We start from the raw sequence: 24,717 nt of genomic DNA, 5'->3' as shown, positions 1-24,717 counted from the left end.
GCGGCTCGACCAGACCGGATGGAAGATGACCGTCACCCACACCTCGGCCTTCTCCTTCAAGGCCACCAAACTGCCGGACGGGTTCGATTCGAAGACCCTCGAAGAGGTTCGGACCGATCTCGCCGACAACGGGGTGGCCACACCCGAGGGCGACGATCAGAGCGAATTGGCCGCCATCGTGGCCGATGCGCGGGCACACGGCATCGATCTGAGCATCGTGGTCCTCGACGGCAATCCGGGGCACGATTCCGAACTGCGTGATCTGGCCACCGAGGTGGCCGGATTCCAGCACGGCACCGTCGCCGTCTTCAGCGACGACTGGATCGGCACCACCAGCGATTCCATCAGCCGGGTCCGGTTGGAGTGGGCCGAGGACAAGGCCAAGTTCACCGGCGGAAAGTCCGAACAGGCCGCCCAGACCCTGGTTCAGCGCCTGGAGCAGACGCCGGCGGTGAGCTGGACCGAGATCACGATCGTGCTCCTGGCCGGGCTGGTGCTGGCGGTGGGCGGTCTGTACTGGATCAAGGCCCGCCGGGCGGACGGCCCGCCGCCCGCGCCGGTCGCGCCGGACAGCCGACGCGCCGAGATCGCCGAAGATCCGGAGCTCGAACCGGCCGCACGGTAGCCGCTGCCGGCCGGCCTCGCTCGCCGCGGGCCCCGTCGCCACGCTCCGTATCGCATCCGCCGGGCAGCATCCGGCCCGTGCGCGGCGAGCGGTCGCGGGCGCGCCGCGCCGAGGCGGACAGGTTTCGGCGGCCGCTCCGGCGGGCACCATGCCGTATCGGTACGTATGGTCGAACGGGAGTGGGTGAGGATGCCCGCCGTAGCACCGGAAGCCCTGTCGGCAGCACCGGGGAAATCGTCGGCGAAAGACGGCGAATTTCCCGACAGTGGAGCCGGTTGCGGCATCCGCGGCCATCACCTGGAATAGTTGTGACAGCACGCACAGGACCAAGGCGAAAGCGGGGATGTTGGTGACTTCGACGGACGGTGTCAGCGGGGCAGATTTGGCGAAACGACCGCCGACGCCTGCTTCGAGCACCCTCGAGCGTGACGTCCAGACCCTCGAGAAGGCGATCTACGAGGTCAAGCGGGTGATCGTCGGGCAGGACCGGCTGGTCGAGCGGTTGCTCGTCGGCGTACTCGCCAAGGGACACGTTCTGCTCGAGGGCGTCCCCGGTATCGCCAAGACGCTCGCGGTCGAGACCTTCGCCAAAGTGGTCGGCGGTTCGTTCTCCCGCGTCCAGTTCACCCCCGACCTGGTCCCGACCGACCTCGTGGGTACCCGCATCTACCGGCAGGGCCGCGAGGAGTTCGATACCGAACTCGGCCCCGTGGTCGCGAACTTCGTCCTCGCCGACGAGATCAACCGGGCCCCGGCCAAGGTGCAGTCGGCGCTGCTCGAGGTGATGGCCGAACGTCACGTGTCGATCGGTGGCAAGACCTACCCCATGCCCGATCCGTTCCTGGTGATGGCCACCCAGAACCCGATCGAGAGTGAGGGCGTGTACCCGCTGCCGGAAGCGCAGCGCGACCGCTTCCTGTTCAAGGTCGTCGTCGACTACCCCTCCGTCGAGGAGGAGCGCGAGATCATCTACCGGATGGGTGTGACCCCGCCGGAACCGAACCGCATCCTCGAGCCGACCGAACTCATCCGTCTCCAGAAGCTGGCTGCGAACACCTTCGTGCACCACGCGCTGGTCGACTACGTCGTCCGGGTCATCGCCGCGACTCGCGCCCCGGCCGAATTCGGCATGCACGATGTAGCGAACTGGGTGGCCTACGGCGCCTCGCCGCGCGCCAGCCTCGGCATCATCGCCGCCGCCCGCGCGGTAGCGCTCATCCGCGGCCGCGACTACGTGGTCCCGCAGGACGTCATCGAGGTCGTACCGGACGTGCTGCGGCACCGGCTGGTGCTGTCCTATGACGCGCTCGCCGACGAGATCAGCCCGGAGGACGTGATCCAGCGGGTGTTGCAGACCGTCGGGCTCCCGCAGGTCGCCCCGCAGGCCGTGGCTCCGGGCGGCGCCCCGCCCGTCGCCGAGAACGGCAACCGGCCGCCCGCGCCGCCGCAGCAGTCTCCGGCGCCGCAGGTGCCGCAGACCGCCGGCACGAACCAGCCCCAGTGACCCGGCCGCCGGATCCCCGCGCCCGAGACACCGTGCCCGACCCCCATGCCCCGCCGTCGTTCCGTTCGGGCGAGCTGACCGATCCACATCTGACGGCCGCCCTGAAAACCCTGGAACTCACCGTGCGCCGCCGCCTGGACGGCGTGCTGCACGGTGATCACCTCGGTCTCATCCCCGGCCCCGGGTCGGAGCCGGGGGAGGCGCGGGCCTATCAGCCCGGTGACGATGTCCGGCAGATGGACTGGTCGGTGACCGCGCGGACCACCCATCCGCATGTCCGGCAGATGATCGCGGACCGGGAACTGGAGACCTGGATGGTGGTGGATCTGTCCGCCAGCCTGGACTTCGGCACCGGCGCCTGCCAGAAACGCGATCTGGCGGTGGCCGCCGCGGCCGCGGTGACCCATCTGACGATGGGCGGCGGAAACCGGATCGGCGCCGTGGTCGCGACCGGTGAGCAGATGCAACGGATCCCCGCCCGCAGCGGCCGGGTCCACGCGCAATCGTTGCTGCGCAGTATCGCCACCACACCCCATCCGCGCGACGGAGTGCGCGGTGACCTGCGTGGCGCCATCGAATCCTTGCGCCGACCGCAACGCAAACGCGGCCTGGCCGTCGTGATCAGCGATTTCCTCGGGGATATCGACTGGCAGCGGTCGCTGCGGGCCATCTCCGCACGCCATGATCTGCTGGCGGTCGAGGTCCTCGATCGGCGCGATACCGAGCTACCGGATATCGGCGACGTGGTGCTGCACGATCCGGAGACCGGCCGGACCCGCGAGTTCACCGTGACCCCGCAACTGCGCGCCGATTACGCGGCGGCCGCCCAGCGGCACCGGGACGAGGTCGAACAGACCCTGCGCAGTTGCGGTGCCCCGGTGCTCACCCTGCAGACCGACCGGGACTGGATCGCCGATGTGGTCCGGTTCGTCTCCACCCGGCGCCACAGCCTCGGCGCCTCGACCCCGCGGGTGCCACGCCAGTGAGTATTTCGAATTTCGCCGCACCGATCTGGCTCGGATTTCTTGCTGTCATTCTCCTGCTCGCGCTCGGCTATCTGCTGGTGCAGCGCAGCAAGCATCGCCATATGCTGCGGTTCAGCAATATGGAGCAACTCGAGAAAGTCGCTCCCAACCGGCCCGGTTTCTGGCGCCACCTGCCGATCGTGCTCGTGATCGTCGGCATGGTGTTCGCCACGATCGGCGCGGCCGGACCGACCGCCGAGAAGAAGGTTCCCCGCAACCGGGCGACCGTGGTGCTGGTCATGGACGTTTCGCTGTCCATGGAGGCCACCGACGTCTCGCCGAACCGGCTGCAGGTGGCGCAGGAGGCGGCCAAGAACTTCGCCGACGGCCTCACTCCGGGCATCAACCTGGGGCTGGTGACCTACGCCGGCACCGCGTCGGTGCTCGTGTCGCCGACCACGGACCGGGGTTCGGTGAAAGCCGCCATCGACAACATCAAGCTCGCCGAGCGGACTGCCACCGGTGAAGGGATCTTCACCGCATTGCAGTCCATCGAGACCCTCGCCTCGGTGCTCGGCGGCTCCGAAACGCCGCCGCCGGCCCGTATCGTCCTGATGTCCGACGGTAAGCAGACCGTGCCCGATTTCGAGGACGTGGACAATCCGCGGCACGAGTTCGTCGCCGCGCGACTGGCCGAGACCAAGAAGATCCCGGTCTCCACGATCTCGTTCGGCACCAAATGGGGTGTGGTCGAGATCCCGCGTGAGGACGGCGGCACGGACCAGGTCGATGTGCCGGTGGACGACGAGGCGATGCAGGAGATCGCGCGCCTGTCCGGCGGTGAGTTCTATACCGCCTCCAGCCTGCAGGAACTGTCGAGCGTCTACGACACCCTCGAGGAGCAGATCGGCTACGAGGTCACCCGGGGCGACGCCAGCCGTCCGTGGTGGCTGCTCGGACTGCTGACCACGCTGGCCGGGGTGGTGGTGGCGCTGGTGCTGCGCCAGCGGCTGCCCTGACGGCCTCGTGAGAAGCATTGGCGCCGTGCGGTTCTCGCGAGGATCCGCACGGCCGGCGAAACGTCGCCGACCCCGCCGGGGATGAGTCGATATCGCGCTGCGGGCCGGGTGAAACCCGGCCCGCAGCGCTGTGTCCGCCTTGTACGACCTGCACAAGTTCGCGGGCGAAATATCGGTGGACGTCCCATGAGAGCACCACCGAGGCAGCCAGGTAGGTTTGTCCCCATGTCGAACTTCACAGCACGCTCGGTCCTGGTGACCGGCGGTAACCGCGGAATCGGGCTCGCGGTGGCGCAGCGTCTGCACGCCGACGGTCACAAGGTGGCCGTCACCCATCGCGGTTCGGGCGCCCCCGAGGGCCTGCTCGGGGTGAAATGCGATGTCACCGACAGCGATTCGGTGGACCGGGCGTTCGCCGAGGTGGAGGCCGCGCAGGGTCCGGTGGAGGTGCTGGTCGCCAATGCCGGGATCACCGATGACACGCTGCTCATGCGGATGAGCGAGGAGCAGTTCACCAAGGTGGTGGACGCCAACCTGGCCGGCGCCTTCCGGTGTGCCAAGCGGGCCAACCGCGCGATGCTGCGCGCGCGATGGGGCCGGATGATCTTCCTCGGCTCGGTGGTCGGGTTCTCCGGTCAGGCCGGGCAGATCAACTACGCGGCCTCGAAGGCCGGTGTCGTCGGCCTGGCGCGTTCCATCACCCGTGAGCTGGGCTCCCGTTCGATCACCGCCAATGTCGTCGCGCCCGGGTTCATCGAGACCGATATGACCAAGGATCTCCCCGAGGACATGCGGGATATGGCGAAGAAGTTCATTCCGCTCCAGCGGCTCGGTGCGCCCGAGGACGTGGCGGCGGTGGTCAGCTTCCTCGCCTCCGAGGACTCCGCCTACGTCTCGGGTGCGGTGATCCCGGTGGACGGCGGTATGGGCATGGGGCACTGACGCCTCTTCTTCGTTCAGGACAGATCGAAAGCCGCGCCGATACCCGTACCGGGTCGGCACCTCGACCGGGCGCGGCGGGACACGACACCACACTCAGGAGAATCGACAACTCATGGGCGGATTGCTCGAAGGCAAGACGATCCTCGTCACCGGCATCATCACCGATGCCTCCATCGCGTTCCACGCGGCGGCCATCGCGCAGAAGGAAGGGGCCAAGGTGATCATCACCGGCCTCACCGAGCGGTTGCGGCTGATCGACCGGATCGCCAAGCGGCTGCCGGAGGAGGTGCCGCCGGCCATCGGCCTCGACGTCACCAACGACGAGGACCTGCGCAAACTGCCCGACGAGCTCCGCCGCCTCGCGCCCGAGGGGATCGACGGGGTGCTGCACTCGATCGCCTTCGCCCCGAAGACCCTCATGGGCCCCGACGCGCTGCCGTTCCTGGACGGTCCGAGTGCGGACGCGGCGAAATCGTTCGAGATCTCGGCCTGGAGCTACGCCGCGCTTGCCCGCGCGGTGCTGCCGGTGATGAACGAGCGTGGCTCGATCGTCGGGATGGATTTCGACCCCCGCACCGCCATGCCGTACTACAACTGGATGGGTGTGGCCAAGGCCGCGCTGGAATCGGTGAACCGGTACGTGGCACGCGAGGTCGGTTACGCGAAGAAGATCCGGTCCAACCTCATCGCGGCCGGCCCGGTCAAGACGCTGGCCGCCAAGGCGATCGCGGGGACCGCCACCGATGACGCGAAGCAGCTGAAGCAGCTCGACACCTACTGGGACGGCGCCTCGCCGATCGGCTGGGACGGCGGCGCCGAAGTGGTCGGTAAATCGATCGTCGCGCTGCTGTCGGACTGGTTGCCCGCGACGACCGGATCGATCATCTACGTCGACGGCGGAGCCAGCCACAACACCTGGTTCCCCGAGAACATGCCGCAGGACTGACGAACCGGCCGGAGAGGAGACACCGTGGCCCGCGCGGCCGACGCACTGCTGCTGCTGTCCTTCGGAGGTCCCGAGGGTCCCGACGATGTGCTGCCGTTCCTGGAGAACGTGACGCGCGGCCGGGGTGTCCCCCCGGAACGGCTCGCCGAGGTCGCGCAACACTATCTGCACTTCGGTGGAGTGTCGCCGATCAACGCCCTCAACCGCGACATCATCGCCGCGGTGGAACGGGAGCTGGCCGCCGCCGGCAGGCGGCTACCGGTGTACTTCGGTAACCGCAACTGGCATCCGATGGTGGAGGACACGCTGGCGCGGATGACCGCGGACGGCGTCCGGTCGGCACTGGTGTTCCCCACCTCGGCCTGGGGCGGCTACTCCGGGTGCCGTCAGTACGACGAGGACATGGTCCGGGCCCGCGCCGCGGTGGGCCCGGATGCCCCGCATCTGGTGAAGCTGCGTCAGTACTTCGATCACCCGCTGTTCGTGGCCGCCTTCGCCGACGCCGTACGGGCGGCGCGCGACACCCTGCCCGCCGCGCATCGGGAGGTCGCCCGGCTGGTCTTCACCGCGCATTCGGTACCGGTGAGTGCCGATATCGCGGCCGGCCCGCCGGCCGACGGGGGGCGCCTCTACAGCCGGCAGGTCGCCGAGGCGGCCCGGTTGTGTGCCGCCGCGGCAGGTTTCGACGATTACGACGTGGTCTGGCAATCGCGTTCGGGCCCGCCGCATATCCCGTGGCTGGAGCCGGATATCGTCGACCATCTGGAGACGCTGGCGGACAAGGGTTTCGAATCCGTGATCGTCTGTCCGGTCGGCTTCGTCTCCGACCATCTCGAGGTGATCTGGGACCTGGACAACGAGGCCGCCGAGAAAGCCGGTGAACTCGGTCTGTCCTTCGCGCGGGCCGCGACACCCGGCACCGATGCACGGTTCGCCGAGATGGTGGTCGAGTTGATCGATGAACATCTGAGCGAGGTCTCACCGCGCCGGCTCGGCACCGTGCCCGGATACGGGTGCACGGTCGACGGCGACCTCTGCGCCGTCGACTGTTGCGCTCCGCCGCGTCGGCCCGCGGGCCGGTGAGTCGGCCGGCGGCCGCGGGCCGCGGGGAGAGCGTGCCGCGGTACCGGTGGTGGACTGCCGGACCGTGGCCGGTCGGTCAGTAGTCGAGCGCGTGCTCCGGTTGGCAGACGAGCATGGGCGAGGGCAGATAGCGGACGACGGCGTCCGGGAGCGCGTCGATATCGCCCCCGTGCCGCGCCGTATCGCACAGCACCGGGACGGCCTCACCGAGGCGCGTGACGGAGCGGATGCGGTCGTGCAGCTCCTCGGGCGGGATCCTGCGCGGCCCGCGGGCATCTTCGGGATCCCCGTCGTCCTGTTCGGTCACCGCGGCCACCAGGTCGCGGTACCACTGTTCGGCGACTTGCCAACGGCCGCCGTAGAATTCGGCGGCCATCGGTTCGAGCGCCCACATCGGGACCAGGTCGATGACACCGGTGAATCCGGGGCCGACGCCGAGCGGTAGGTGCAGCGTCAGCGGCCGCGCCCCGCGCGTCTCGGTAATGGCGCGAACACAACGGTCGAAGTCGGCGGCGGGATGATCGAGGCCGGTGACCAGGCACAACCGCGCCACCTGATGGTCGTCGGCCATCCGCAGGATCGTTTCGAGTCGCGCGGCGCTCGCCATCGCGGCGTTCAGGACCACGACAGCCCCGTCGGCCACCCGGATGGACCGTTCCAGATCCGCGATGGGCGCGTGACTCGACAACTCGGCTACGCGGATCATGCATTCGACGTCTCCTGGCGCCCGGTGGACCACGGTGGCCGAGCGGCCCCCCGTGTACCCGTGGAGCAGGCGCCGGACCACCCGCGCCGTCTCGGCGGGCTCCCCGGCGATCGTGACGTTTCGGATCGACTGCGGGTCGACGGCTCTGCTATCCATCGCGCTTCACGGTACCGCTGCCGGTACCTCGGCGGAGGCGATTTCCACGCAGAAATGGAACGTGTTCCTGTCCCGAAATAGAACGTGTTCCTATAGTGTCGGACTGTGCAGAAGGAACAACGCCCGGCGGTACCGGACTGGTTCACCACGGACGACGGCACGCCACGTCTGGTGGGAAGTCGCTGCGATGTGTGCGGCACACCGTATTTCCCGCGGAACACACTGGCCTGCCGCAATCCGCAGTGCGCGAGCCCGAAGGACGGCTCGGAACTGTCCGAATACCTGTTCTCCACGCGGGGCCGGATCTGGTCCTACGCGGACGCCCGGTACAAGCCGCCCCCGCCCTATGTCTCACCCGATCCGTTCGAGCCGTACGTCGTCGCGGCGGTGGAGCTCGAGCTCGAGCAGATGGTGATCCTCGGGCAGGTCGTGCGCGGACTCACGGTGGACGACCTGGCCGTCGGAATGCCGGTAGAGCTCACCCTCGGTGTGCTCTACACCGACGAGGAAGCCGATCACACGGTATGGATGTGGAGGCCGATCGATGACCGACGGTAATGATCGTGATATCGCCGTTCTCGGTGCCGGAATGCACCAGTGGGGTAAGTGGGGACGCAATTTCGTCGAATACGGTCTGGTCGCGGCCCGCGCGGCACTCGCCGATGCCGGTGTCGACCACCGGGATGTCGGCTATATCGCCGGCGCGGACACGATCCGCAACGGCTACCCCGGTTTCGTCGCCGGGGCGACCTTCGCCCAGGCACTGGGCTGGTCGGGTGCGCGCATCTCGAGTAGCTACGCCGCCTGTGCCTCCGGTGCGCAGGCCATCGCCAATGCCCGTGCCCAGATCCTGGCCGGGCTGACCGATGTGGCGCTGGTGGTCGGCGCGGACGCCGCCCCCAAGGGCTTCTTCCAGCCGGTCGGCGGCGAACGCCGCGACGATCCGGACTGGCTGCGTTTCCACCTGCTCGGCGCCACCAACCCCATCTACTTCGCGCTCTACGCCCGCCGCCGGATGGCGCTGCACGGCGCCACGCTCGACGACTTCGCCGCGGTGAAGGTCAAGAACGCCAAACACGGACTGAACAATCCGTACGCCCGCTACCGCAAAGAGGTGGCGGCCGAGGAGGTCGCGGCCTCGGCCGTCGTCTCCGACCCGCTGCGGCTGCTCGATATCTGCGCGACCAGTGACGGCGGCGCGGCCCTGGTCCTGACGTCGATGGAGTACGCCCGCCGGCACGGCATCGGTGACCCGGTCCGTATCCGGGCACTGTCGACGGTCACGCCCACATTCCCGAAAACGGTCCTCGACCTGCCGGATTTCGCGACCGATTCGGCCGTGGCGGTCGAACCCGCGCCGCACACGTTCCGGTCCGCCATCGCGCACGCTGCGTACGAGGAGGCCGGTCTCGGGCCCTCCGACCTGTCCTTCGCGGAGGTTTACGACCTCTCCACCGCACTCGAGCTGGACTGGTACGAGGATATCGGGCTCTGTGAGACCGGCGGTGCCGAGGAACTGCTGCGCAGTGGCGCCACGACGCTGGGTGGGCGGATACCGGTGAACCCCAGCGGCGGCCTCGCCTGTTTCGGTGAGGCGATCCCCGCGCAGGCGATCGCGCAGGTCTGCGAACTCACCTGGCAGCTGCGCGGGCAGGCCGACGGCCGCCAGGTGGAGAACGCCCGGGCGGGTATCGCGGTGAACCAGGGTCTGTTCGGCCACGGGTCGGCGCTCATCGCTTCCCGCTGAGGCGGACAGCTCGGCATCCCGATCCAGCGGTCGTGGCGTGTCGGGGCCCGCTGTGCGCGGCGGGCCCCCAGGGCGCGGATCAGCGGGATTGCGGCGCGGCGGTGTGTACCGCGACGAGACGGGCCGCGCGGATGGCGTCCCACAGGGGCCGCAGCAGGGTCTCGTGGGCGGTGGCGGCGCTGGCCGATGTCGGTGCGGAGGCGGGCTCGCGCTGGGCCACCGTCAGGATCGCCGCCACGTGGTCGGCCGAATCCAGGATCCGTTTGGCGCGCAACGGGACGCACTCGGGATAGATGTGCCGCGAATAGTCGGCGAGTTCGGCCTCGATGAGTTCGCGTGGATCGGAGTCACCGGCGCCGAGGCCGGTGGTGTGCAGGCGCATCAGCGCGTCCGCCGCGTCCCGGACGGCTTCGCGCATCGCGTATTCGGCCTCGCCGAGCGACATATCGGGGCCGGCTGCGCGCGGCATCGGCACGCTGTAGACGGTCCACTGCAGGGTGTCCTCGTCCACCGGGTAGGGAATGAGCCCGGTGCCCTCGGCGCCCGGAACACCCAGCAGGATGCCCTCCCCGGATTCCACCGCGTCGGCGGCGAAGGCGGTGCCGGCCGGCAGGCCGCGGACATCGCCGGGCACCGGCAGCACCAGGCGCAGCTCCGCTCCGGGGACGGCCAGTTCCTCACGAATCAGTTTGAGCAACGGCATGACTCCGGTGCCGTTCGCGTTCCCGTGCGCGGACCACGGCAGGTCGGTGCGCCCGCCGGTGACCGGGTCCCCGGCCGCGAGCGTATGCCGCGACGCCCAGGCGTGCAGCGCCTCGAGCACGTCGTCGGGCGCGCTGCGACCCGCGAGCCACGATCCGGCCCACAGCGTGAGGGTGGCACTGGGAGAGCACATAATCATCGAGCATAAAGGGTGTCGGCGACCGGCGGGCAGCCTCTGCGCAGGCTGTTTCCGAGGGTTAGAATGGTCCGCCCGGTTCGGTCACGAAGTCGATCAGCCGTTCCACCGCGCCGAGTAACGGGGCCTCCAGATCGCGGAACGAGTTCACCGCCGAATACACCCGGCGCCAGCCCTCCTGCGGCGTGCCCCAGCCGAGCCGCCGGCACACTCCGGTCTTCCAGTCCTCGCCACGCGGCACCCGCGGCCACTCCGGGATGCCCAGCACCGTGGGCTTCACCGCCTGCCAGACATCCACGTACGGGTGCCCGGTGACCAGGACGTGCTCGCCGAGGCCGGTGGTCAGCCGGGTCTCCTTGGATCCGGTGACCAGGTGATCGACCAGGACACCGACTCGTCTACCGGGGCCGGGGCCGAAATCGGTGAGCCGGGCGCCGAGATTGTCCAGCCCCTCGAGATGTTCGACCACCACACCCTCGACCCGCAGATCGTGGCCCCAGACCCGTTCCACGAGCGCCGCGTCGTGTACGCCCTCGACCCAGATCCGGCTGGGCGCGGCCACTTTCGCCCGTAGCCCCTCGACCCGGGTGGAACCCGATGCGGAGCGTTCGGGCCGGGCGGGCGCGGGTGCCACGGGCCGGACGAGCGTGACCGGCTCCCCGTCGATCAGGAATGCGGCCTCCCGGAGTGCGAACAGGCGTACCGCGCCGCGGGCGTCCTCCAGCTTCACGAAATCACCGTCGTAGCTGCGGTCGAATCCGACCACTGCGCCGCAGAACCCGCTGGCCGCGTCCTCGACCACCAGATCGGGGTCGGCGGACACCCGCGGGACGGTGCGCCGTGCGGTGCGCGGATGGCCGGAGAAGATGTCACCGTATCGATCGCTCACCGGCCCGAACGTAGTGCACTCGCCGCCGCCGTGGCGGTCCGCGGTCCGGGGGTGTCGCCGGTCCGGCCCCGGGACAGCGGATAGCGCACTATGGTGGGCGGTGTGGCCGCACTTGTCTGGTTGGTCGCCGGCATACTGCTGGCGGCTGCGGAGATGTTCGTCGGCGAACTGACTCTGCTGATGCTCGGTTCCGCCGCGCTGCTCACCGCGGGGGTGAGCTTCCTCGCCGACACCGCACCGGTGGTCGACGCGGTGGTGTTCGCCGTCTCCGCGGTGGTACTGCTGCTGGGGGTCCGGCCGGTTCTGTTGCGGCGCTTCGGGACTCCGCCGCCCACGCTGACCAATGCCGACGCTCTGCCGGGTCGGACCGCGCTGGTGCTGGAACCGGTGGGTGAGCACGCCGGTCTGGTGAAGTTGGGCGGCGAGGTGTGGACCGCGCGTTCTCTGGATCCGGCGGAGCAGTACCCGGAGGGCGCGACCGTGTACGTGATGAAGATCGACGGCGCGACCGCCGTCGTCTGGAAAGGGCCGTAATGGCTGCACTCATAATCGTCCTGGCACTGGTATTGCTCGCGGCGGTGGTCGTGTTCAAATCCATCGCACTGGTGCCCCAGGCCGAGGCGGCGGTGATCGAACGGCTCGGCCGGTACTCCCGGACGGTCTCGGGACAGCTGACCTTCCTGATCCCGTTCGTCGACCGGATCCGCGCCAAGGTCGATCTGCGCGAACGGGTGGTGTCCTTCCCGCCGCAACCGGTGATCACCCAGGACAATCTGACCCTGCAGATCGACTCGGTGGTGTATTTCCAGGTCACGCAGCCGCAGGCCGCGGTCTACGAGATCTCCAACTACATCGCCGCCGTCGAACAGCTCACCGTCACCACGCTGCGCAATGTGGTCGGCGGGATGACGCTGGAGGAGACACTGACCTCCCGCGACCAGATCAACAACCAGCTGCGCGGAGTACTCGACGAAGCCACCGGCCGCTGGGGTCTGCGAGTGGCGCGGGTCGAGCTCAAATCCATCGATCCGCCGCCGTCGATCCAGGAATCGATGGAGAAGCAGATGAAGGCGGACCGGGAGAAGCGGGCCATGATCCTCACCGCCGAGGGCACCCGGGAATCGCAGATCAAAACCGCCGAGGGCGCCAAACAGGCGCAGATCCTGTCGGCCGAGGGTGCGAAGCAGTCGGCGATCCTGTCGGCCGAGGGTGAGCGGCAGAGCCGGATCCTGCGTGCCCAGGGTGAACGCGCCGCCTCGTACCTGCAGGCCCAGGGTCAGGCCAAGGCCATCGAGAAGGTCTTCGCGGCGATCAAGTCCGGTAAACCCACACCCGAACTGCTGGCCTACCAGTACATGCAGACCCTGCCCATGGTCGCCCGCGGCGACGCGAACAAGGTGTGGCTCGTGCCGAGCGACTTCGGCAAGGCGCTGGAGGGTTTCGCGAAGAACTTCGCGACGCAGGGGGAGGACGGAGTGTTCCGGTACGAGCCGCCCGCCGACGAGGAGGTCCCCGGCAAGCCGGGCGACGATTCCGACGAGGTGGCCGATTGGTTCGATACCAGCACCGATCCGGCGGTGGAGCGGGCGGTCCGCGCCGCGGAGTCGGTCGCCCGGACCCCGGTCGACACCGCCGCGCCGGTGACGACCACCAAACCGGGTCAGCCCGCCGGACCGGCGGCCCTGCCGCCGCAGCAGCCCGCACCCGGGATCGCACCGCAGCAACCCGGCGTCCCGCCGCAGCAGCACCCGGGCCGGTAGGCGCGGCGCCGGGATCGCCACCGCGGGCGATTCCGGCGGGTTCGCCGAACAGCACGCGCCCGACCGGCACCTGGGTCATAATCGGAACCCACTGCCGGACAAGCGCATCGGGGGATCGTGAGAACACGTCGTGCCGTGCTCCGGACGGCCGCGCTCATGCCACTGCTGGTCGCCTGCTCACCGGATGTGCTGCTCGGCGATCGGGCAGCGGTCCGGGTGGCGGTCGCCTGGAGCGGTCTGGAATTGACGGCTTTCCGGTCGGTGCTCGACGCCGCGGCCCTGCCGGCGCCGGTCGAGGTGGTGCCGCTGGGGGACGAGATCGGCACCGCGCTCACCGCGCGCGGCCGGTCGGCACCGGATATCGTCATGCTGCCACAGGCCGGGCAGGTCCGGGATCTGGTCACCGCCGGGCGGTTGCGGGAGGCGCCGGCGGATCTGTGGTCCGGCCCGGACGGGCCGCGTTACGGCGAGCAGTGGCGGCAACTGTGCCACTATGAGGGCCGGGTCTACGGGGTGCCGTTCAAGGCGAGCGGAAAATCGCTGATCTGGTACGACCGGGACGGTTTCGCCGCGTCCGGGCTGGGGGATCCGGCCGGTTGGACGGTCGACGACTGGCTCGCGGGGGTGCGCGAAACCGCCGGGTCGTCCCGGCGGCTGCTCGCCCTGGGTGCCGCCGACGGCTGGGTGCTCACCGACCTGTTCGAGAATCTGCTGCTGGCCGAATCGCCGCAGGTGTATCGCGACCTGGGCGCCGGGTTGCGGACCTGGGACGCGGCGCCGGTGTACAAGACCTTCACCCGGCTGGGTGGGCTGTGGGGTATCCGGGACGGATTACCGGGTGGGTTGGGCACCGCGCTGACCGAACAGTTCGCCGACGCGGTACGGGATGTTTTCGAGCACCGGCGGGCGCTGGCGGTGGCGGCGCCGGATTTCGCCGAGCCGGTGGTACGCGACGCGCTACGGCGGTCGGGGCGGACCGGAGAAGCGGCCACGGTGGTGCCCTTTCCGGGCGTGCGCCCGGGCGGGGAGACCCCGCGCATCGTGGGCGGCGATGTGATGGTGCTGACGCGCTCGGCGGATCCACGCGCGGACGCGGTGGTGGCCGCGCTGGCGGCCGAGCAGGCGCCGGTGCCGTGGATCGAACAGGTCGGCGGGTTCCTCGGCCCCAACCTGCACACCCGGGCTCGCTATTCGAGCTGGTCGGCGCCCATCGCCGCCGCACTGGCCGACTGGCCGGATTTCGATCTGTCCGACCGTATCGGCGCGGTCGGCGGTCGTGACGGATTGTGGCGGGTGCTCACCGAATTCCTGCTCACCGTCGGTGACACCGGCGGTGATATCGCTGCCGCCGCCGCGACCGCCGTCACCACCCTGGGGCGTTTCGAAAGAGGTTGGCGATGACCGCGGCACCGGAATTCGAGGCACACGGCCTGCGGGTGGAACTGCCCCTCGGGCCGATGCACGGGCCGCTGGAGCCCGGGCGCCCGCCGCAGCGCGGTATCACCCTGGTCGCCTGCCTGCCGGCCGTGCTGCTCCTGACGCTGCTGCTGGTACCGGCGGCCGGTACCGCCGTGCTGGCCGTGCGCACCCGATTGTGGCCGGTGGTGGGTTGTGTGGTGGCGGCAGTCGCGTTCGTGGCCGCGACGAAGGCGGCCCGCCGCGGTGCGAACCGGCGTCTGTGGGCGCTTCCGGCGCTGGCCGGCGCGGTGTCGATCGCCGTGCTGTACTGGTCGGACGAATCGTACGCGCGCAGCCTGTACTGGATGGCGTTCGCGGCCGCGCTGCTGGTCACGGCGATGCTGCTGGCCTGGTGGAGCCGGCGCAGCCGGGGGTTGTGGCTGCCGCTGATCGTGCCGTTCGGTATCTCGGCGATCGTGTCCGGGGTGGCGTTCCGCTTGATCTTCCAATACACCGGCGCGCGGCTGGGTTTCGACGGCTTCCCGGGGTACCGCGCCTGGTTCGTGGTGATGCTGGGGTCGGCTTTTCTGTGGACCTGGCTCGGGTTCCTGATCGGGGTGTTCCGGGCAGGTATCCGAGCCCTCGAGCGCGACCCCGTGCGCTGGACCCGGCTCCAGGAGAAGGCCGGGCTCACGCTGATATGGCGGCTTTTCGCCCTGCAGCGGCCGATCGTCCTGGTGGCCGGACTGGTGGTGGGGGTCGCCGCGGCGCGGGTATTCGACGTGGTGCTCATCGGCGTACCGGGCTCGGTCCGATACCAGGTGGACAGCGCGACCGTCTCGTGGTGGCGGCTGGCGACCGACCCCGCCACCGCGGGCGAGGCCGCCGCCTACGCCCTCCCGCTGGCCGTCTTGCTGGGAGCGGCGGCCTGGGCGCTGCAGACCGACCTCCGGGACCGTCGCGCCGGTTTCCCGCCCGCCGCCCATCCCGCCGACCGGATGCCCGCCCCACCTGCCGACCATACGGTCGCCGGCCGGGCCCGGGGCGTGGTGATCGGCGCGGTATCGGTGGCCGCGGTGGTACCGCTGGTGGTGCTCGCGGTGGTGGCCTTCCGTGGGCCGGACGGTTGGTCGGCGGCCGCGTTCACCGATGTGTGGCGTGACAGGTGGTTGCTGCATTCGGTCGAGGCGACCTTCTGGGTGGCACTGCTCGCGACCGTTATCGTGGTGGCCGCCGCCGCGCCACTGGCCTACCGGCTCGCGGTGGCTCCCGCCGGATGGGCGACCCGCACCCTCGTCACCGCGCTGGTGGTGCTGGCCGTGCTGCCGGTCCAGGCGTATCTGGGTGCGCTGGACATTTTCATCGACGACCACGGCCTGTCCGGCACCCGGGTGCCGCTCGTGCTCGTGCACGCCGCGGCCGGTCTGCCGATCGCGGTCCTGATCCTGCGCGGCGCGATCGCGGCCCCGCCGGGTAGCCCGGCGGCGGACGCGTTACGCGGGTTGGCGGCCCCGGGCACCATCAGCCGCCGGCTTCTCGATTCGGCGGGCCCGGCGCTGGGCGCGGTGGCGGTACTCGAATTCGTCCAGGTCTGGAACGATTTCATCGTCGGACTGCTGATCAGCGGTGCCGGCGCCTCACCCTGGTCACTGCTGCTGTGGGGGGAGGCGCGACAGTTCGGTGAGAACGCCGCCCAGCTGGCTGCCGGTTCGCTCATCGCGGCCCTGCTACCGGTGGCGCTGGTGCTGGCGACCTGGCGGCGCTGGATCGTGCCCGGCCTCACCGGCGGGGTGCTGCGATGAGAGAACCGCTACCGCGGACCCCGGTCGTCTCGGGGGTGTTGAGCGGTCTGTCGGTGCTGGCCTCGGCCCTGCTGCTGGAATTGGGCCGCAATCTGGTGATGAACTCGTTCGGCGACAGCGCCGAAGTGCAGCTCGTCGCCTCCGGACTGCGCTGGCTGGCGGTGCTACTCGTTGTCCTGGCCCTGGTCTACACCGGTTTCCGGCTGACCGCCGAACGGCGGGACCGGCGCCGGTTGCGGCGCCGCCGCGATCTACTCGCCGATCTGGACGGTCCGCCGCTCACCGGTCCCTCGGCCCCACAACCACTGTCGCCGTCCCCGGAACCCGGCGACGAGCCCGATGACGCACTCGGTGACCACCCGGTCGCGGCCGCTCTGCACGCCTTGCCGGTCACCGAGTACGACGCCGCCACCGTGCACGCGATCCTGACGGCGGTCGGCATGGAATTGGCCGTCCTCCCGGACACCGGGAGCTCGGCGGCCGGGGAGCGGCCGATCGCCCTGGGCGAGCGCTGGACCGCGACCGGACTGCTGGCGCAACTGATCTCGGACGGAGTGCTGATCTGTCATGAGACCCAGCGCTACCGGCTCGTCAGGTATCCGGCGGTACCGGACCGGGCCACCGCGATCGCGGGGCCGATCTGGCAGGCGGCCCTTTTCGCGCTGCTGCGCCACAGCGCCGACCGGGCCACCAGCTGGGCCATCGGGGTCACCACAGTGCCGTTCGGCCCGCGGGCCCGCCGCTGGTTCGCGGTGGAGGAGCCGCGCCTGCGCGCACTGGTGCGCCAGAGCTGCCGCGGTGATTTCGCCGCGGCCATCCCGCCGGCCACGGCCGCCCAGCTGGTTCGCATCGGTGACGCGCTCGGCACCTGGTACGCCGTCGGCCCGGCCGACAACAGCGAAATACGGTCGGTCGCGGCGGATCTGCTCGAACTCGGGCCGGCGGTGCTGGGCGGTCACCACCGGGCCATCGAGTTGCGCGCGGGAACGGCCGAGGAGCCACCACCGTGGCGATGGCGACCCTGGTGGCGACGGGCCACCGGGGTCGGCGCCCGGGCCGAACACGCCGCCGGGCTGGCGCTGCTCGAATCGGCGGACACCCCGCAAAGGCTGGCCGCCGCCGTGGACCGATTGCGCGCGGCATGGTGGCTGCTACCACGTGACGATCGGACGAATCAGGTACGTGTGCTGACCGACCTCGCCGTGGCGCATATTCACCAGGGCCGTCTCGACGCCGCCCAGGATCGGCTGGAGCTGGCGGCACTGCGCGCCCGCGAGGACGAGAACGCCGACGGCTGGGCCCGCGTGCACGAGGTCGCGGGGGCGGTCGCCTGGGCGCGCGGCGAACCGCGTGGCGCCCTGCGCTGCTGGCAGCGCGCCCTGACCGTCTATCGGGCGCTGGCCGACGACAACGGGATCGGGCGGTGCCTGCAGCACCTCGGCGCCGCGATACTGGTCGCCCCCGAGCACGGCGATCTGGTGCTGGAGGTCGATCCGGCCCACGACGTGGCCGAGGTACTGTGCCACGCGCACAGCTGGCTGGCCGAGGCCGGCCGGCGCAATCCCGACGCGGCCCATGTGGGCTACTACAGTGATCACGCCGCCACGATCCGCGAGGTGGCCGAACCGCCGGACTTCGAGCGCTGGCCGCTGGAAGACCGCGAGGAAACGGATCAGCCCTGACCCGCCGCCGGCACGGACAGCACACGGTACAGCCGCCAGGTCGGTTGGTCGTCGCCGTCGTTGGGGATCTCGAGCTCGAGGGTCGCGATCTCCGCGCCGGTCTCGTAGAGCGCCGGATAGCGCACATTGACCGCATCCGAGGTGCCACGGCCGGTGTTCGGCACGGCCAGGTCGCGGCCGGAGAATTCGGCCGATCCGGTCGGGCCGGGAAGCTGCGGTGCGGCCGTATCCACCGGCTGGGGATTTCCGGGGCCGGCGGTGAGCGCCACCACCACCGCCGGCCGGGGGATCATGGGCGCGGTGTCGCCTCCGACGGTCGGTCGAGGACGGTCACCGGTTCCGCCACCGCCGGTTTCCACCGCTGATCGATCACCAGGCCCAGCAACCCGGCGGCGATGCAGGCGATCGAGACCCCCACCATCACCGGATGGGTGCCGCCGGTCAGCGCGTCGGCCAGGATGACGGTGGCGGCGGTGCCGGGCAGGATCCCGATCACCGTCGCGCCCAGATACGGCCAGAAGCGGATCGAGGACAGGGCGCAGGAATAGTTGACCACCGAGAACGGTGCGAAGGCGATCAATCGGAGCGCGCCCACGGCCAGCCAGCCCCGCCGGTGCAGACGCTCGTCCACGATCCGCACGGTGGGATGGTCGAGATACATGCCCACCCGCTCTCGTCCGTAGGCGCGCGCCAGCAGAAAGGCGGCCGCGGCGCTGAGCACGGTGGCACCCACGGCCACCGCGAGCCCGACCACGGGTCCGAACAGCAGGCCCGAGGCCACCGTGAACACGGTCCGCGGGAGGGGCGCGATGGTGATCAGGGTGTGTGCCACGAAGAACAGCACCGGGAAGTAGGGACCGGCCTGCCCGGCCCACTGCTGGATCTGCTCGGGGCTCGGCAGGGGGGTCAGCAGTGCCGCCGCGCAGACGAGGGCGGCGCAGCACACTAGCAGGACCAACCGTCGGTCGCGGAGGATTCGGGACACCGGCCGAGGTTACCGGTCGGCCGGCGGGGGCTCGCCGATCGGTGCGGAAGCGATCGCGTCGGGGCCCGGGCGGCGGCCGGACCGTCCACGGCATGCGGCCGGTGGGCGGAGCACGCAAGGCACACCCCGCCGCAGGAGGTCGTTGTCGCGGTCCCCGCCGCCGCGCAGACCACCGATCGGAACGCGCTGTGCCGCCCGCGCGCCGGTGGTTTCTTCGGTTGGGCCCGTGTCGCGGACGCCGATGAGCAGGCGCGACGATGTCGGCCGCCGCGAGGTTACTCGCTGGTAGTGGTGGCCACGGACGATGCCGTACGGGCATCCCGCTAGCATCGGAGGAGCGGGCTGAATGCCCGTTAACCAAAGTATTCGCTGAGCTGGGCGGATGCCAAGGTACCCGCGCACACCTGTGGTGCGCTTGTACTGGAACGACAATGAGGGAACAGGGTATGCCGATTGCTGCAGAGCCCGCGGCCGGAGCTGATCCGTCCTCGTCCGCGGTGCCCGAATATCCCGCCTGGCGCAAGGGTGTGGCGGGAGTGCTGGCCAAGACCCGCAAGGTCGACGCGGCCGAACTCGGTGCGGAACCCGAAAAGCTACTGAACCAGTCCACCTACGACGGGCTGAGTATCGCGCCGCTGTACACGCGCCGGGACGAGCTGCCCGAGCAGCCGCTGCCCGGCGCCTATCCGTTCGTCCGCGGCGGCGACGCCACCCGTGATGTCCACCGCGGCTGGTTCGTGAGCGCCCGGATCGGCGCCGCCGACGCCGCGTCCGCCAACCGGGAGATCACCGGCGGGCTGGAGAACGGTCTGAGCGCCGTGGAACTCGGGGTCGGTGCGCACGGTGTGCCGGTGACCGATATCCCCGCCGCTCTCGACGGTCTGCTGTTCGAGCTGGCGCCGCTTGCCCTGCGCGCCGGGACCGAGACCGCGGCGGCGGCCGCGGCGGTCTACGAGGTGCTCGACCGGTACTCGGCGCCCGATCGTGCCGCCATCCGGGTGACCCTCGGCGCGGCACCCCTCACCAGCATGTTCGCCGGAACCGAGGATATCGGGCTTGCCGAGACCACGGCCCTGGCCGTCGCCGCCGGGCAGCGGCCCGAAACCGTCCGGGCGATCACCGTGGACGGCACCGCCTTCCACGACGCCGGCGCCTCCGACGCCCAGGAACTGGGCGCGGCCGTCGCCGCCGGACTCGAATACCTGCGCGTGCTGGCCGGGGAGATCCCGGTCCCCGAAGCGCTGCGGCAGCTGGAGTTCCGGTTCGCCGCCACCGACGACCAGTTCGCCACCATCGCCAAGTTCCGGGCCGCGCGGCGCCTGTGGGCGCGGGTCGCCCACGCGCTGGGCGCGCCGTCGGAGGGCGCGGCCCCGCAGCACGCGGTGACCTCGGCAGCCATGATGAGCCGGCGTGACCCCTGGGTGAACCTGCTGCGTACCACCCTCGCCGCCTTCGGTGCCGGGGTGGGCGGCGCCGACACCGTCACCGTGCTGCCCTTCGATTCCGCGCTGCCCGCCGGTGAACTCGGCGTCTCCGCGTCGTTCTCCGAACGGATGGCCCGCAACACCCAGCTGCTGCTGCTCGAGGAATCCCATCTCGGACACGTCCAGGACCCCGGCGCGGGTTCGTGGTACGTCGAGCGCTACACCGACGAACTGGCCACCGCCGCCTGGGAGTTCATGCAGGAGCTGGAAGCCGCCGGCGGCTACCGGGCCGCCCTGGACTCGGGCCTGGTGGCCACCCGGATCGCCGAGACGCACACTCGCCGGGAAAGCGATATCGCCCATCGCCGTACGGCCGTGACCGGGGTGAACGAATTCCCGAACCTCGCCGAGGCCCCGCTGTCGGAGGCCGCCCGCACAGCCGGCCCCGGCCGGCGGTACGGCGCCGCTTTCGACGCGCTGCGCGATCGCTCGGATGCCTACCTCGCGGCGCACGGCCGTCGTCCGCAAGCGCTGCTGGTGCCGCTGGGCACGGTGGCCGAGCACAACGTGCGGGTCACCTTCATTGCCAACCTGCTGGCGTCCGGTGGTATCGAATCCATCAATCCCGGCCCGCTCGCCGAGAGCGATATCGCCACGGCGGCAAAGGAATCCGGCGCCGCGATCGCGGTGCTCTGCGGTACCGACGCGCGCTACGGCACCGATGCGGCCGGCGCGGTGGAACAATTGCGCGGCGCCGGGGTCGGGACCGTGCTGCTGGCCGGTCCGGAGAAGGTCGTGGCCGGTATCGAGGAGGCCCGGCGTCCGGACGGGTTCCTGGCGGCCCGGATCGACGCGGTCGCCGCCCTGACCGCCCTGCTGGAGAAGGTGGGAGCCTGATGACGACACAGCGAATCGAGCAGGAGGTCGGCAGTTTCGCCGACGTACCACTCACCGAGCCGGGTTTCACCCCCGGCACGGCGGACGAGAGCGCCCGCGATTCCTTCGTGCAGGAGGCGGCCGCGGCGAACAACTACGCGCCCGAGCAACTGGTGTGGTCGACCCCGGAGGGGATCGATGTCCCGCCGGTGTTCACCAAGGCCGATCGTGATGCCGTCGCCGAAGCCGGTTTCCCGCTCGACAGCGTGCCCGGTGTCGCGCCGTTCGTGCGCGGGCCGTACCCGACGATGTATGTGAACCAGCCGTGGACGATCCGCCAGTACGCGGGATTCTCCACGGCCGCGGATTCCAATGCCTTCTACCGCCGTAATCTGCAGGCGGGGCAGAAGGGTCTGTCGGTGGCGTTCGACCTGGCCACCCACCGTGGCTACGACTCCGACCATCCCCGGGTGCAGGGTGATGTCGGCATGGCCGGTGTCGCCATCGATTCCATTCTGGACATGCGCCAGCTCTTCGATCAGATCCCGCTGGACCAGGTCAGTGTGTCGATGACCATGAACGGCGCGGTGCTGCCGATCCTGGCGCTGTACGTCGTGGCCGCCGAAGAGCAGGGCGTGACGCCCGAACAGCTGGCCGGAACCATTCAGAACGATATTCTGAAAGAGTTCATGGTCCGCAACACCTACATCTATCCGCCCAAGCCCTCGATGCGGATCATTTCCGATATCTTCGCCTACACCAGCGCGAAGATGCCGAAGTTCAACTCCATCTCGATTTCCGGCTACCACATTCAGGAAGCCGGGGCGACCGCCGATCTGGAACTCGCCTACACCCTCGCCGACGGCGTGGAGTACCTGCGGGCCGGGATCGACGCGGGCATGGAGATCGACAAGTTCGCGCCGCGGCTGTCGTTCTTCTGGGCCATCGGCATGAACTTCTTCATGGAGGTCGCCAAGCTCCGGGCGGGCCGGTTGCTGTGGAGCGAACTGGTCGCGAAGTTCGATCCGAAGAACCCGAAATCGCTGTCGCTGCGAACCCATTCGCAGACCTCCGGCTGGTCACTGACCGCGCAGGACGCGTACAACAACGTGGCCCGCACCTGTATCGAGGCCATGGCCGCGACGCAGGGCCACACCCAGTCGCTGCACACCAACGCGCTCGACGAGGCCCTCGCGCTGCCGACCGATTTCTCGGCCCGCATCGCGCGCAACACCCAGTTGCTGATCCAGCAGGAGTCCAACACCACGCGGCCGATCGACCCGTGGGGCGGTTCCTACTACGTCGAATGGCTGACCCATCAGCTCGCCGAACGGGCCCGGGCGCATATCGCCGAGGTGGAGGCGCACGGCGGGATGGCCCAGGCCATCGGCGAGGGCATTCCCAAGCTGCGTATCGAGGAGGCCGCGGCCCGCACCCAGGCGCGGATCGATACCGGTCAGCAGCCGGTGATCGGCGTGAACAAGTACCAGGTGGCCGAGGACCACGAGGTCGAGGTCCTCAAGGTCGAGAACTCCCGGGTGCGCGCCGAGCAGATCGAGAAGCTGCGGCAGTTGCGGGCCGACCGTGATCAGGACGCGGTGGACCGGGCGCTGGGTGAGCTCGGTCGGGCCGCTGCCTCGTCCGCGGGCGGAATGGAGAACAACCTGCTGGCGCTGGCCATCGATGCCGCGCGCGCGAAGGCCACCGTCGGCGAGATCTCCGACGCGCTGGAGAAGGTCTACGGCCGGCATCAGGCCGAGATCCGTACGCTGTCCGGTGTGTATCGCGACGAAGCCGGCAAGGTCACCAACATCACCACCGCCGGGGATCTGGTGGACGAGTTCGCCGAGGCCGAGGGCCGGCGTCCGCGCATCCTGGTCGCGAAGATGGGCCAGGACGGGCACGACCGCGGCCAGAAGGTGATCGCCACGGCCTTCGCCGATCTCGGGTTCGACGTCGATGTGGGCCCGCTGTTCCAGACCCCCGAAGAGGTGGCCCGCCAGGCGGCGGACAACGACGTGCACGTCGTCGGTGTGTCCTCGCTGGCCGCCGGTCACCTCACGCTGGTGCCCGCCCTGCGGCAGGCACTGGCCGATGTCGGCCGGCCCGACATCATGGTCATCGTCGGCGGGGTCATCCCGCCCGGTGACTTCGACGAGCTGTACGAGGCGGGCGCTGCGGCGATCTTCCCGCCGGGCACCGTGATCGCCGACGCGGCGATCGATCTGCTGCGCAAGCTCGGTGCCGCGCTCGGGCACGAACTCGGTTCCGGCGGCAGCGAATCCGGGGTCGAATCCCAGGGATGAGCGCACGTGTCGTCGACGTGGAAGCACTCGCGCAGGCGGTCCGCTCCGGTGAGCGGGCCGCCCTCGCGCGGGCGATCACCCTGGTGGAGTCCACCCGGGCCGACCATCGGGACCAGGCGCAGCAGCTGCTGCTGCGATTGACCCCGGAAACCGGTGCGGCACTGTCCAATCGGGTCGGGATCACCGGGGTGCCCGGGGTGGGTAAATCGACCTTCATCGACTCCCTCGGTATGCAGCTGATCGGGCAGGGGCATCGGGTCGCCGTGCTGGCGGTGGATCCGTCGTCCACCCGCACCGGCGGTTCGATTCTCGGTGACAAGACCCGGATGGCGCGGCTGTCGGTGGAGGAGAACGCCTTCATCCGCCCGTCGCCGACGGCGGGCACCCTCGGCGGGGTGGCGAAGGCGACCCGCGAGACGATCGTGCTGCTCGAGGCGGCCGGGTACGACGTCATCCTGGTGGAAACCGTCGGTGTGGGGCAGTCCGAGGTGACCGTGGCGAACATGGTCGATGTCTTCTGCTTCCTCACCTTGGCGCGCACCGGAGACCAGTTGCAGGGCATCAAGAAGGGTGTCCTGGAACTGGCCGATCTGGTCGCAGTGAACAAGGCCGACGGTAAGCATGAGATCGAGGCGAAATCGGCGGCCCGGGAACTGTCCGGGGCGCTGCGGCTGATCCATCCGCACGACGCGCTGTGGCGGCCGCCGGTGCTGACCATGAGCGGCTTGGAGGGGGTCGGTCTGGAGAAGTTCTGGCAGACCGTGCTCGAACACCGCCGGGTGCTCACCGACGCGGGCGAGTTCGCCGAGAAACGCCGCCGTCAGCAGGTGGATTGGACCTGGACCATGGTGCACGACCAGTTGCTTCGCCGGCTGGCCGACAACCCGAAGGTGAAGGCGCTGCGCGGCGAAGTGGAGCGCGATGTCCGCGCCGGGACCCTGACCGCGGCGCTGGCCGCGGAGCGGCTGTTGGACGCCTTCGACAGCTAAAAAAGTTTCCGCCAT

The 24,717-nt window shown here is 70.0% G+C and carries 21 protein-coding genes and 1 pseudogene; 17 read left to right on the top strand and 5 right to left on the bottom strand.

Features of this window, described 5'->3' with window-relative positions:
- The first annotated feature begins 25 nt into the window (after window positions 1-25).
- The 7 genes from ON38_RS15215 (at window position 26) to ON38_RS15185 (ending at window position 7,084) form a co-directional block, all read left to right on the top strand.
- A complete protein-coding gene (locus tag ON38_RS15215; RefSeq protein WP_174372417.1) occupies window positions 26-625 on the top strand; it encodes an Rv1476 family membrane protein in 600 nt (199 codons plus the stop codon).
- Window positions 626-968: 343 nt separating this feature from the next.
- Window positions 969-2,129: a chaperone MoxR1 gene (gene moxR1 / locus ON38_RS15210; RefSeq protein ID WP_039825415.1), complete on the top strand. Its 1,161-nt coding sequence runs from the start codon at window positions 969-971 to the stop codon at window positions 2,127-2,129.
- A 32-nt stretch (window positions 2,130-2,161) separates the two neighbouring features.
- Window positions 2,162-3,115: a DUF58 domain-containing protein gene (locus tag ON38_RS15205; RefSeq protein WP_039825469.1), complete on the top strand. Its 954-nt coding sequence runs from the start codon at window positions 2,162-2,164 to the stop codon at window positions 3,113-3,115.
- The gene (locus ON38_RS15200) at window positions 3,112-4,113 is read left to right on the top strand and encodes a VWA domain-containing protein (protein ID WP_039825414.1); all 1,002 of its coding nucleotides are present in this window, start codon (window positions 3,112-3,114) and stop codon (window positions 4,111-4,113) included. The genes ON38_RS15205 and ON38_RS15200 overlap by 4 nt, the downstream gene beginning before the upstream one ends.
- 225 nt (window positions 4,114-4,338) lie before the next feature.
- Window positions 4,339-5,055 (top strand): 3-oxoacyl-ACP reductase FabG1, encoded by a 717-nt coding sequence (gene fabG1, locus ON38_RS15195; protein ID WP_039825413.1) that lies wholly within the window; start codon window positions 4,339-4,341, stop codon window positions 5,053-5,055.
- Window positions 5,056-5,167: 112 nt separating this feature from the next.
- On the top strand, window positions 5,168-6,001 hold the full coding sequence (gene inhA / locus ON38_RS15190; protein ID WP_039825412.1) for an NADH-dependent enoyl-ACP reductase InhA: 834 nt from the start codon (window positions 5,168-5,170) through the stop codon (window positions 5,999-6,001).
- A gap of 24 nt (window positions 6,002-6,025) precedes the next feature.
- Window positions 6,026-7,084, top strand: coding sequence for a ferrochelatase (locus ON38_RS15185; protein WP_039825411.1), 1,059 nt, complete (start codon window positions 6,026-6,028; stop codon window positions 7,082-7,084).
- A gap of 76 nt (window positions 7,085-7,160) precedes the next feature.
- Here ON38_RS15185 and ON38_RS15180 read toward each other — a convergent pair whose 3' ends face one another.
- Window positions 7,161-7,946 carry a GTP-binding protein gene (locus ON38_RS15180; protein ID WP_039825410.1) on the bottom strand — a complete coding sequence of 262 codons (786 nt, stop codon included), beginning with the start codon at window positions 7,944-7,946 and terminating at the stop codon, window positions 7,161-7,163.
- Between the two features lie 105 nt (window positions 7,947-8,051).
- Between ON38_RS15180 and ON38_RS15175 the strand changes: the two genes are divergently transcribed.
- Together ON38_RS15175 and ON38_RS15170 are read left to right on the top strand one after the other, a co-directional pair.
- On the top strand, window positions 8,052-8,504 hold the full coding sequence (locus ON38_RS15175) for a Zn-ribbon domain-containing OB-fold protein (protein WP_039825409.1): 453 nt from the start codon (window positions 8,052-8,054) through the stop codon (window positions 8,502-8,504).
- Window positions 8,491-9,693 carry a lipid-transfer protein gene (locus tag ON38_RS15170; protein WP_039825408.1) on the top strand — a complete coding sequence of 401 codons (1,203 nt, stop codon included), beginning with the start codon at window positions 8,491-8,493 and terminating at the stop codon, window positions 9,691-9,693. Before ON38_RS15175 ends, ON38_RS15170 begins: the two co-directional genes overlap by 14 nt.
- A 79-nt stretch (window positions 9,694-9,772) precedes the next feature.
- On the opposite strand, the gene ON38_RS15165 is transcribed toward ON38_RS15170, so the two are convergent.
- Both ON38_RS15165 and ON38_RS15160 read right to left on the bottom strand, forming a co-directional pair.
- The gene (locus ON38_RS15165; RefSeq protein WP_039825407.1) at window positions 9,773-10,588 is read right to left on the bottom strand and encodes an Rv1486c family protein; all 816 of its coding nucleotides are present in this window, start codon (window positions 10,586-10,588) and stop codon (window positions 9,773-9,775) included.
- A gap of 64 nt (window positions 10,589-10,652) precedes the next feature.
- Window positions 10,653-11,480, bottom strand: coding sequence for a DUF3097 domain-containing protein (locus tag ON38_RS15160; protein WP_039825406.1), 828 nt, complete (start codon window positions 11,478-11,480; stop codon window positions 10,653-10,655).
- Window positions 11,481-11,582: 102 nt separating this feature from the next.
- On the opposite strand from ON38_RS15160, the gene ON38_RS15155 reads away from it, so the two are divergent.
- The 5 genes from ON38_RS15155 to ON38_RS15135 all read left to right on the top strand — a co-directional run bounded on the left by ON38_RS15155 (window position 11,583) and on the right by ON38_RS15135 (window position 18,122).
- Complete coding sequence (locus ON38_RS15155) at window positions 11,583-12,014, top strand: NfeD family protein (RefSeq protein ID WP_039825468.1); 432 nt, start codon at window positions 11,583-11,585, stop codon at window positions 12,012-12,014.
- The gene (locus ON38_RS15150) at window positions 12,014-13,240 is read left to right on the top strand and encodes an SPFH domain-containing protein (RefSeq protein WP_039825405.1); all 1,227 of its coding nucleotides are present in this window, start codon (window positions 12,014-12,016) and stop codon (window positions 13,238-13,240) included. Before ON38_RS15155 ends, ON38_RS15150 begins: the two co-directional genes overlap by 1 nt.
- A gap of 117 nt (window positions 13,241-13,357) precedes the next feature.
- Window positions 13,358-14,641, top strand: a complete 1,284-nt coding sequence (locus ON38_RS15145; RefSeq protein WP_245564051.1) for an ABC transporter substrate-binding protein — start codon at window positions 13,358-13,360, stop codon at window positions 14,639-14,641.
- The gene (locus ON38_RS15140; protein WP_039825404.1) at window positions 14,638-16,440 is read left to right on the top strand and encodes an ABC transporter permease family protein; all 1,803 of its coding nucleotides are present in this window, start codon (window positions 14,638-14,640) and stop codon (window positions 16,438-16,440) included. Before ON38_RS15145 ends, ON38_RS15140 begins: the two co-directional genes overlap by 4 nt.
- A complete protein-coding gene (locus ON38_RS15135; protein ID WP_039825403.1) occupies window positions 16,437-18,122 on the top strand; it encodes a tetratricopeptide repeat protein in 1,686 nt (561 codons plus the stop codon). The genes ON38_RS15140 and ON38_RS15135 overlap by 4 nt, the downstream gene beginning before the upstream one ends.
- Here ON38_RS15135 and ON38_RS34945 read toward each other — a convergent pair.
- Window positions 18,113-18,292: pseudogene (locus tag ON38_RS34945) on the bottom strand (ABC transporter); the annotation flags it as partial. The gene ON38_RS15135 and the pseudogene ON38_RS34945 sit on opposite strands and share 10 nt — an antisense overlap.
- A gap of 119 nt (window positions 18,293-18,411) precedes the next feature.
- Window positions 18,412-19,107, bottom strand: a complete 696-nt coding sequence (locus ON38_RS15125; protein ID WP_039825401.1) for a TVP38/TMEM64 family protein — start codon at window positions 19,105-19,107, stop codon at window positions 18,412-18,414.
- Window positions 19,108-19,553: 446 nt separating this feature from the next.
- Here ON38_RS15125 and ON38_RS15120 point away from each other — a divergent pair, with 446 nt between their 5' ends.
- Genes ON38_RS15120 through meaB form a run of 3 tightly spaced genes read left to right on the top strand, consistent with a single transcriptional unit; the run spans window position 19,554 to window position 24,702 of the window.
- Window positions 19,554-21,428, top strand: coding sequence for a methylmalonyl-CoA mutase family protein (locus tag ON38_RS15120; RefSeq protein ID WP_083872701.1), 1,875 nt, complete (start codon window positions 19,554-19,556; stop codon window positions 21,426-21,428).
- Window positions 21,428-23,713, top strand: a complete 2,286-nt coding sequence (gene scpA, locus ON38_RS15115) for a methylmalonyl-CoA mutase (RefSeq protein WP_039825400.1) — start codon at window positions 21,428-21,430, stop codon at window positions 23,711-23,713. The genes ON38_RS15120 and scpA overlap by 1 nt, the downstream gene beginning before the upstream one ends.
- Window positions 23,710-24,702: a methylmalonyl Co-A mutase-associated GTPase MeaB gene (gene meaB / locus ON38_RS15110; RefSeq protein WP_039825399.1), complete on the top strand. Its 993-nt coding sequence runs from the start codon at window positions 23,710-23,712 to the stop codon at window positions 24,700-24,702. Before scpA ends, meaB begins: the two co-directional genes overlap by 4 nt.
- The last annotated feature ends 15 nt before the right edge of the window (window positions 24,703-24,717 follow it).

This window comes from Nocardia testacea NBRC 100365 (genome assembly GCF_000308775.1).
GTDB lineage: Bacteria > Actinomycetota > Actinomycetes > Mycobacteriales > Mycobacteriaceae > Nocardia > Nocardia testacea.
This window is presented reverse-complemented; position numbering and strand designations above follow the sequence as displayed.

What these genes read in the sequence shown, in the direction of transcription:
- ON38_RS15215 (WP_174372417.1), top strand. Translation starts at nt 26, where the DNA reads ATGACCGTCACCCACACCTCGGCCTTCTCCTTCAAGGCCACCAAACTG.
- moxR1 (WP_039825415.1), top strand. Translation starts at nt 969, where the DNA reads ATGTTGGTGACTTCGACGGACGGTGTCAGCGGGGCAGATTTGGCGAAA.
- fabG1 (WP_039825413.1), top strand. Translation starts at nt 4,339, where the DNA reads ATGTCGAACTTCACAGCACGCTCGGTCCTGGTGACCGGCGGTAACCGC.
- inhA (WP_039825412.1), top strand. Translation starts at nt 5,168, where the DNA reads ATGGGCGGATTGCTCGAAGGCAAGACGATCCTCGTCACCGGCATCATC.
- ON38_RS15180 (WP_039825410.1), bottom strand. Translation starts at nt 7,946, where the DNA reads ATGGATAGCAGAGCCGTCGACCCGCAGTCGATCCGAAACGTCACGATC.
- ON38_RS15170 (WP_039825408.1), top strand. Translation starts at nt 8,491, where the DNA reads ATGACCGACGGTAATGATCGTGATATCGCCGTTCTCGGTGCCGGAATG.
- ON38_RS15165 (WP_039825407.1), bottom strand. Translation starts at nt 10,588, where the DNA reads ATGTGCTCTCCCAGTGCCACCCTCACGCTGTGGGCCGGATCGTGGCTC.
- ON38_RS15150 (WP_039825405.1), top strand. Translation starts at nt 12,014, where the DNA reads ATGGCTGCACTCATAATCGTCCTGGCACTGGTATTGCTCGCGGCGGTG.
- ON38_RS15140 (WP_039825404.1), top strand. Translation starts at nt 14,638, where the DNA reads ATGACCGCGGCACCGGAATTCGAGGCACACGGCCTGCGGGTGGAACTG.
- ON38_RS15135 (WP_039825403.1), top strand. Translation starts at nt 16,437, where the DNA reads ATGAGAGAACCGCTACCGCGGACCCCGGTCGTCTCGGGGGTGTTGAGC.
- ON38_RS15120 (WP_083872701.1), top strand. Translation starts at nt 19,554, where the DNA reads ATGCCGATTGCTGCAGAGCCCGCGGCCGGAGCTGATCCGTCCTCGTCC.
- scpA (WP_039825400.1), top strand. Translation starts at nt 21,428, where the DNA reads ATGACGACACAGCGAATCGAGCAGGAGGTCGGCAGTTTCGCCGACGTA.
- meaB (WP_039825399.1), top strand. Translation starts at nt 23,710, where the DNA reads ATGAGCGCACGTGTCGTCGACGTGGAAGCACTCGCGCAGGCGGTCCGC.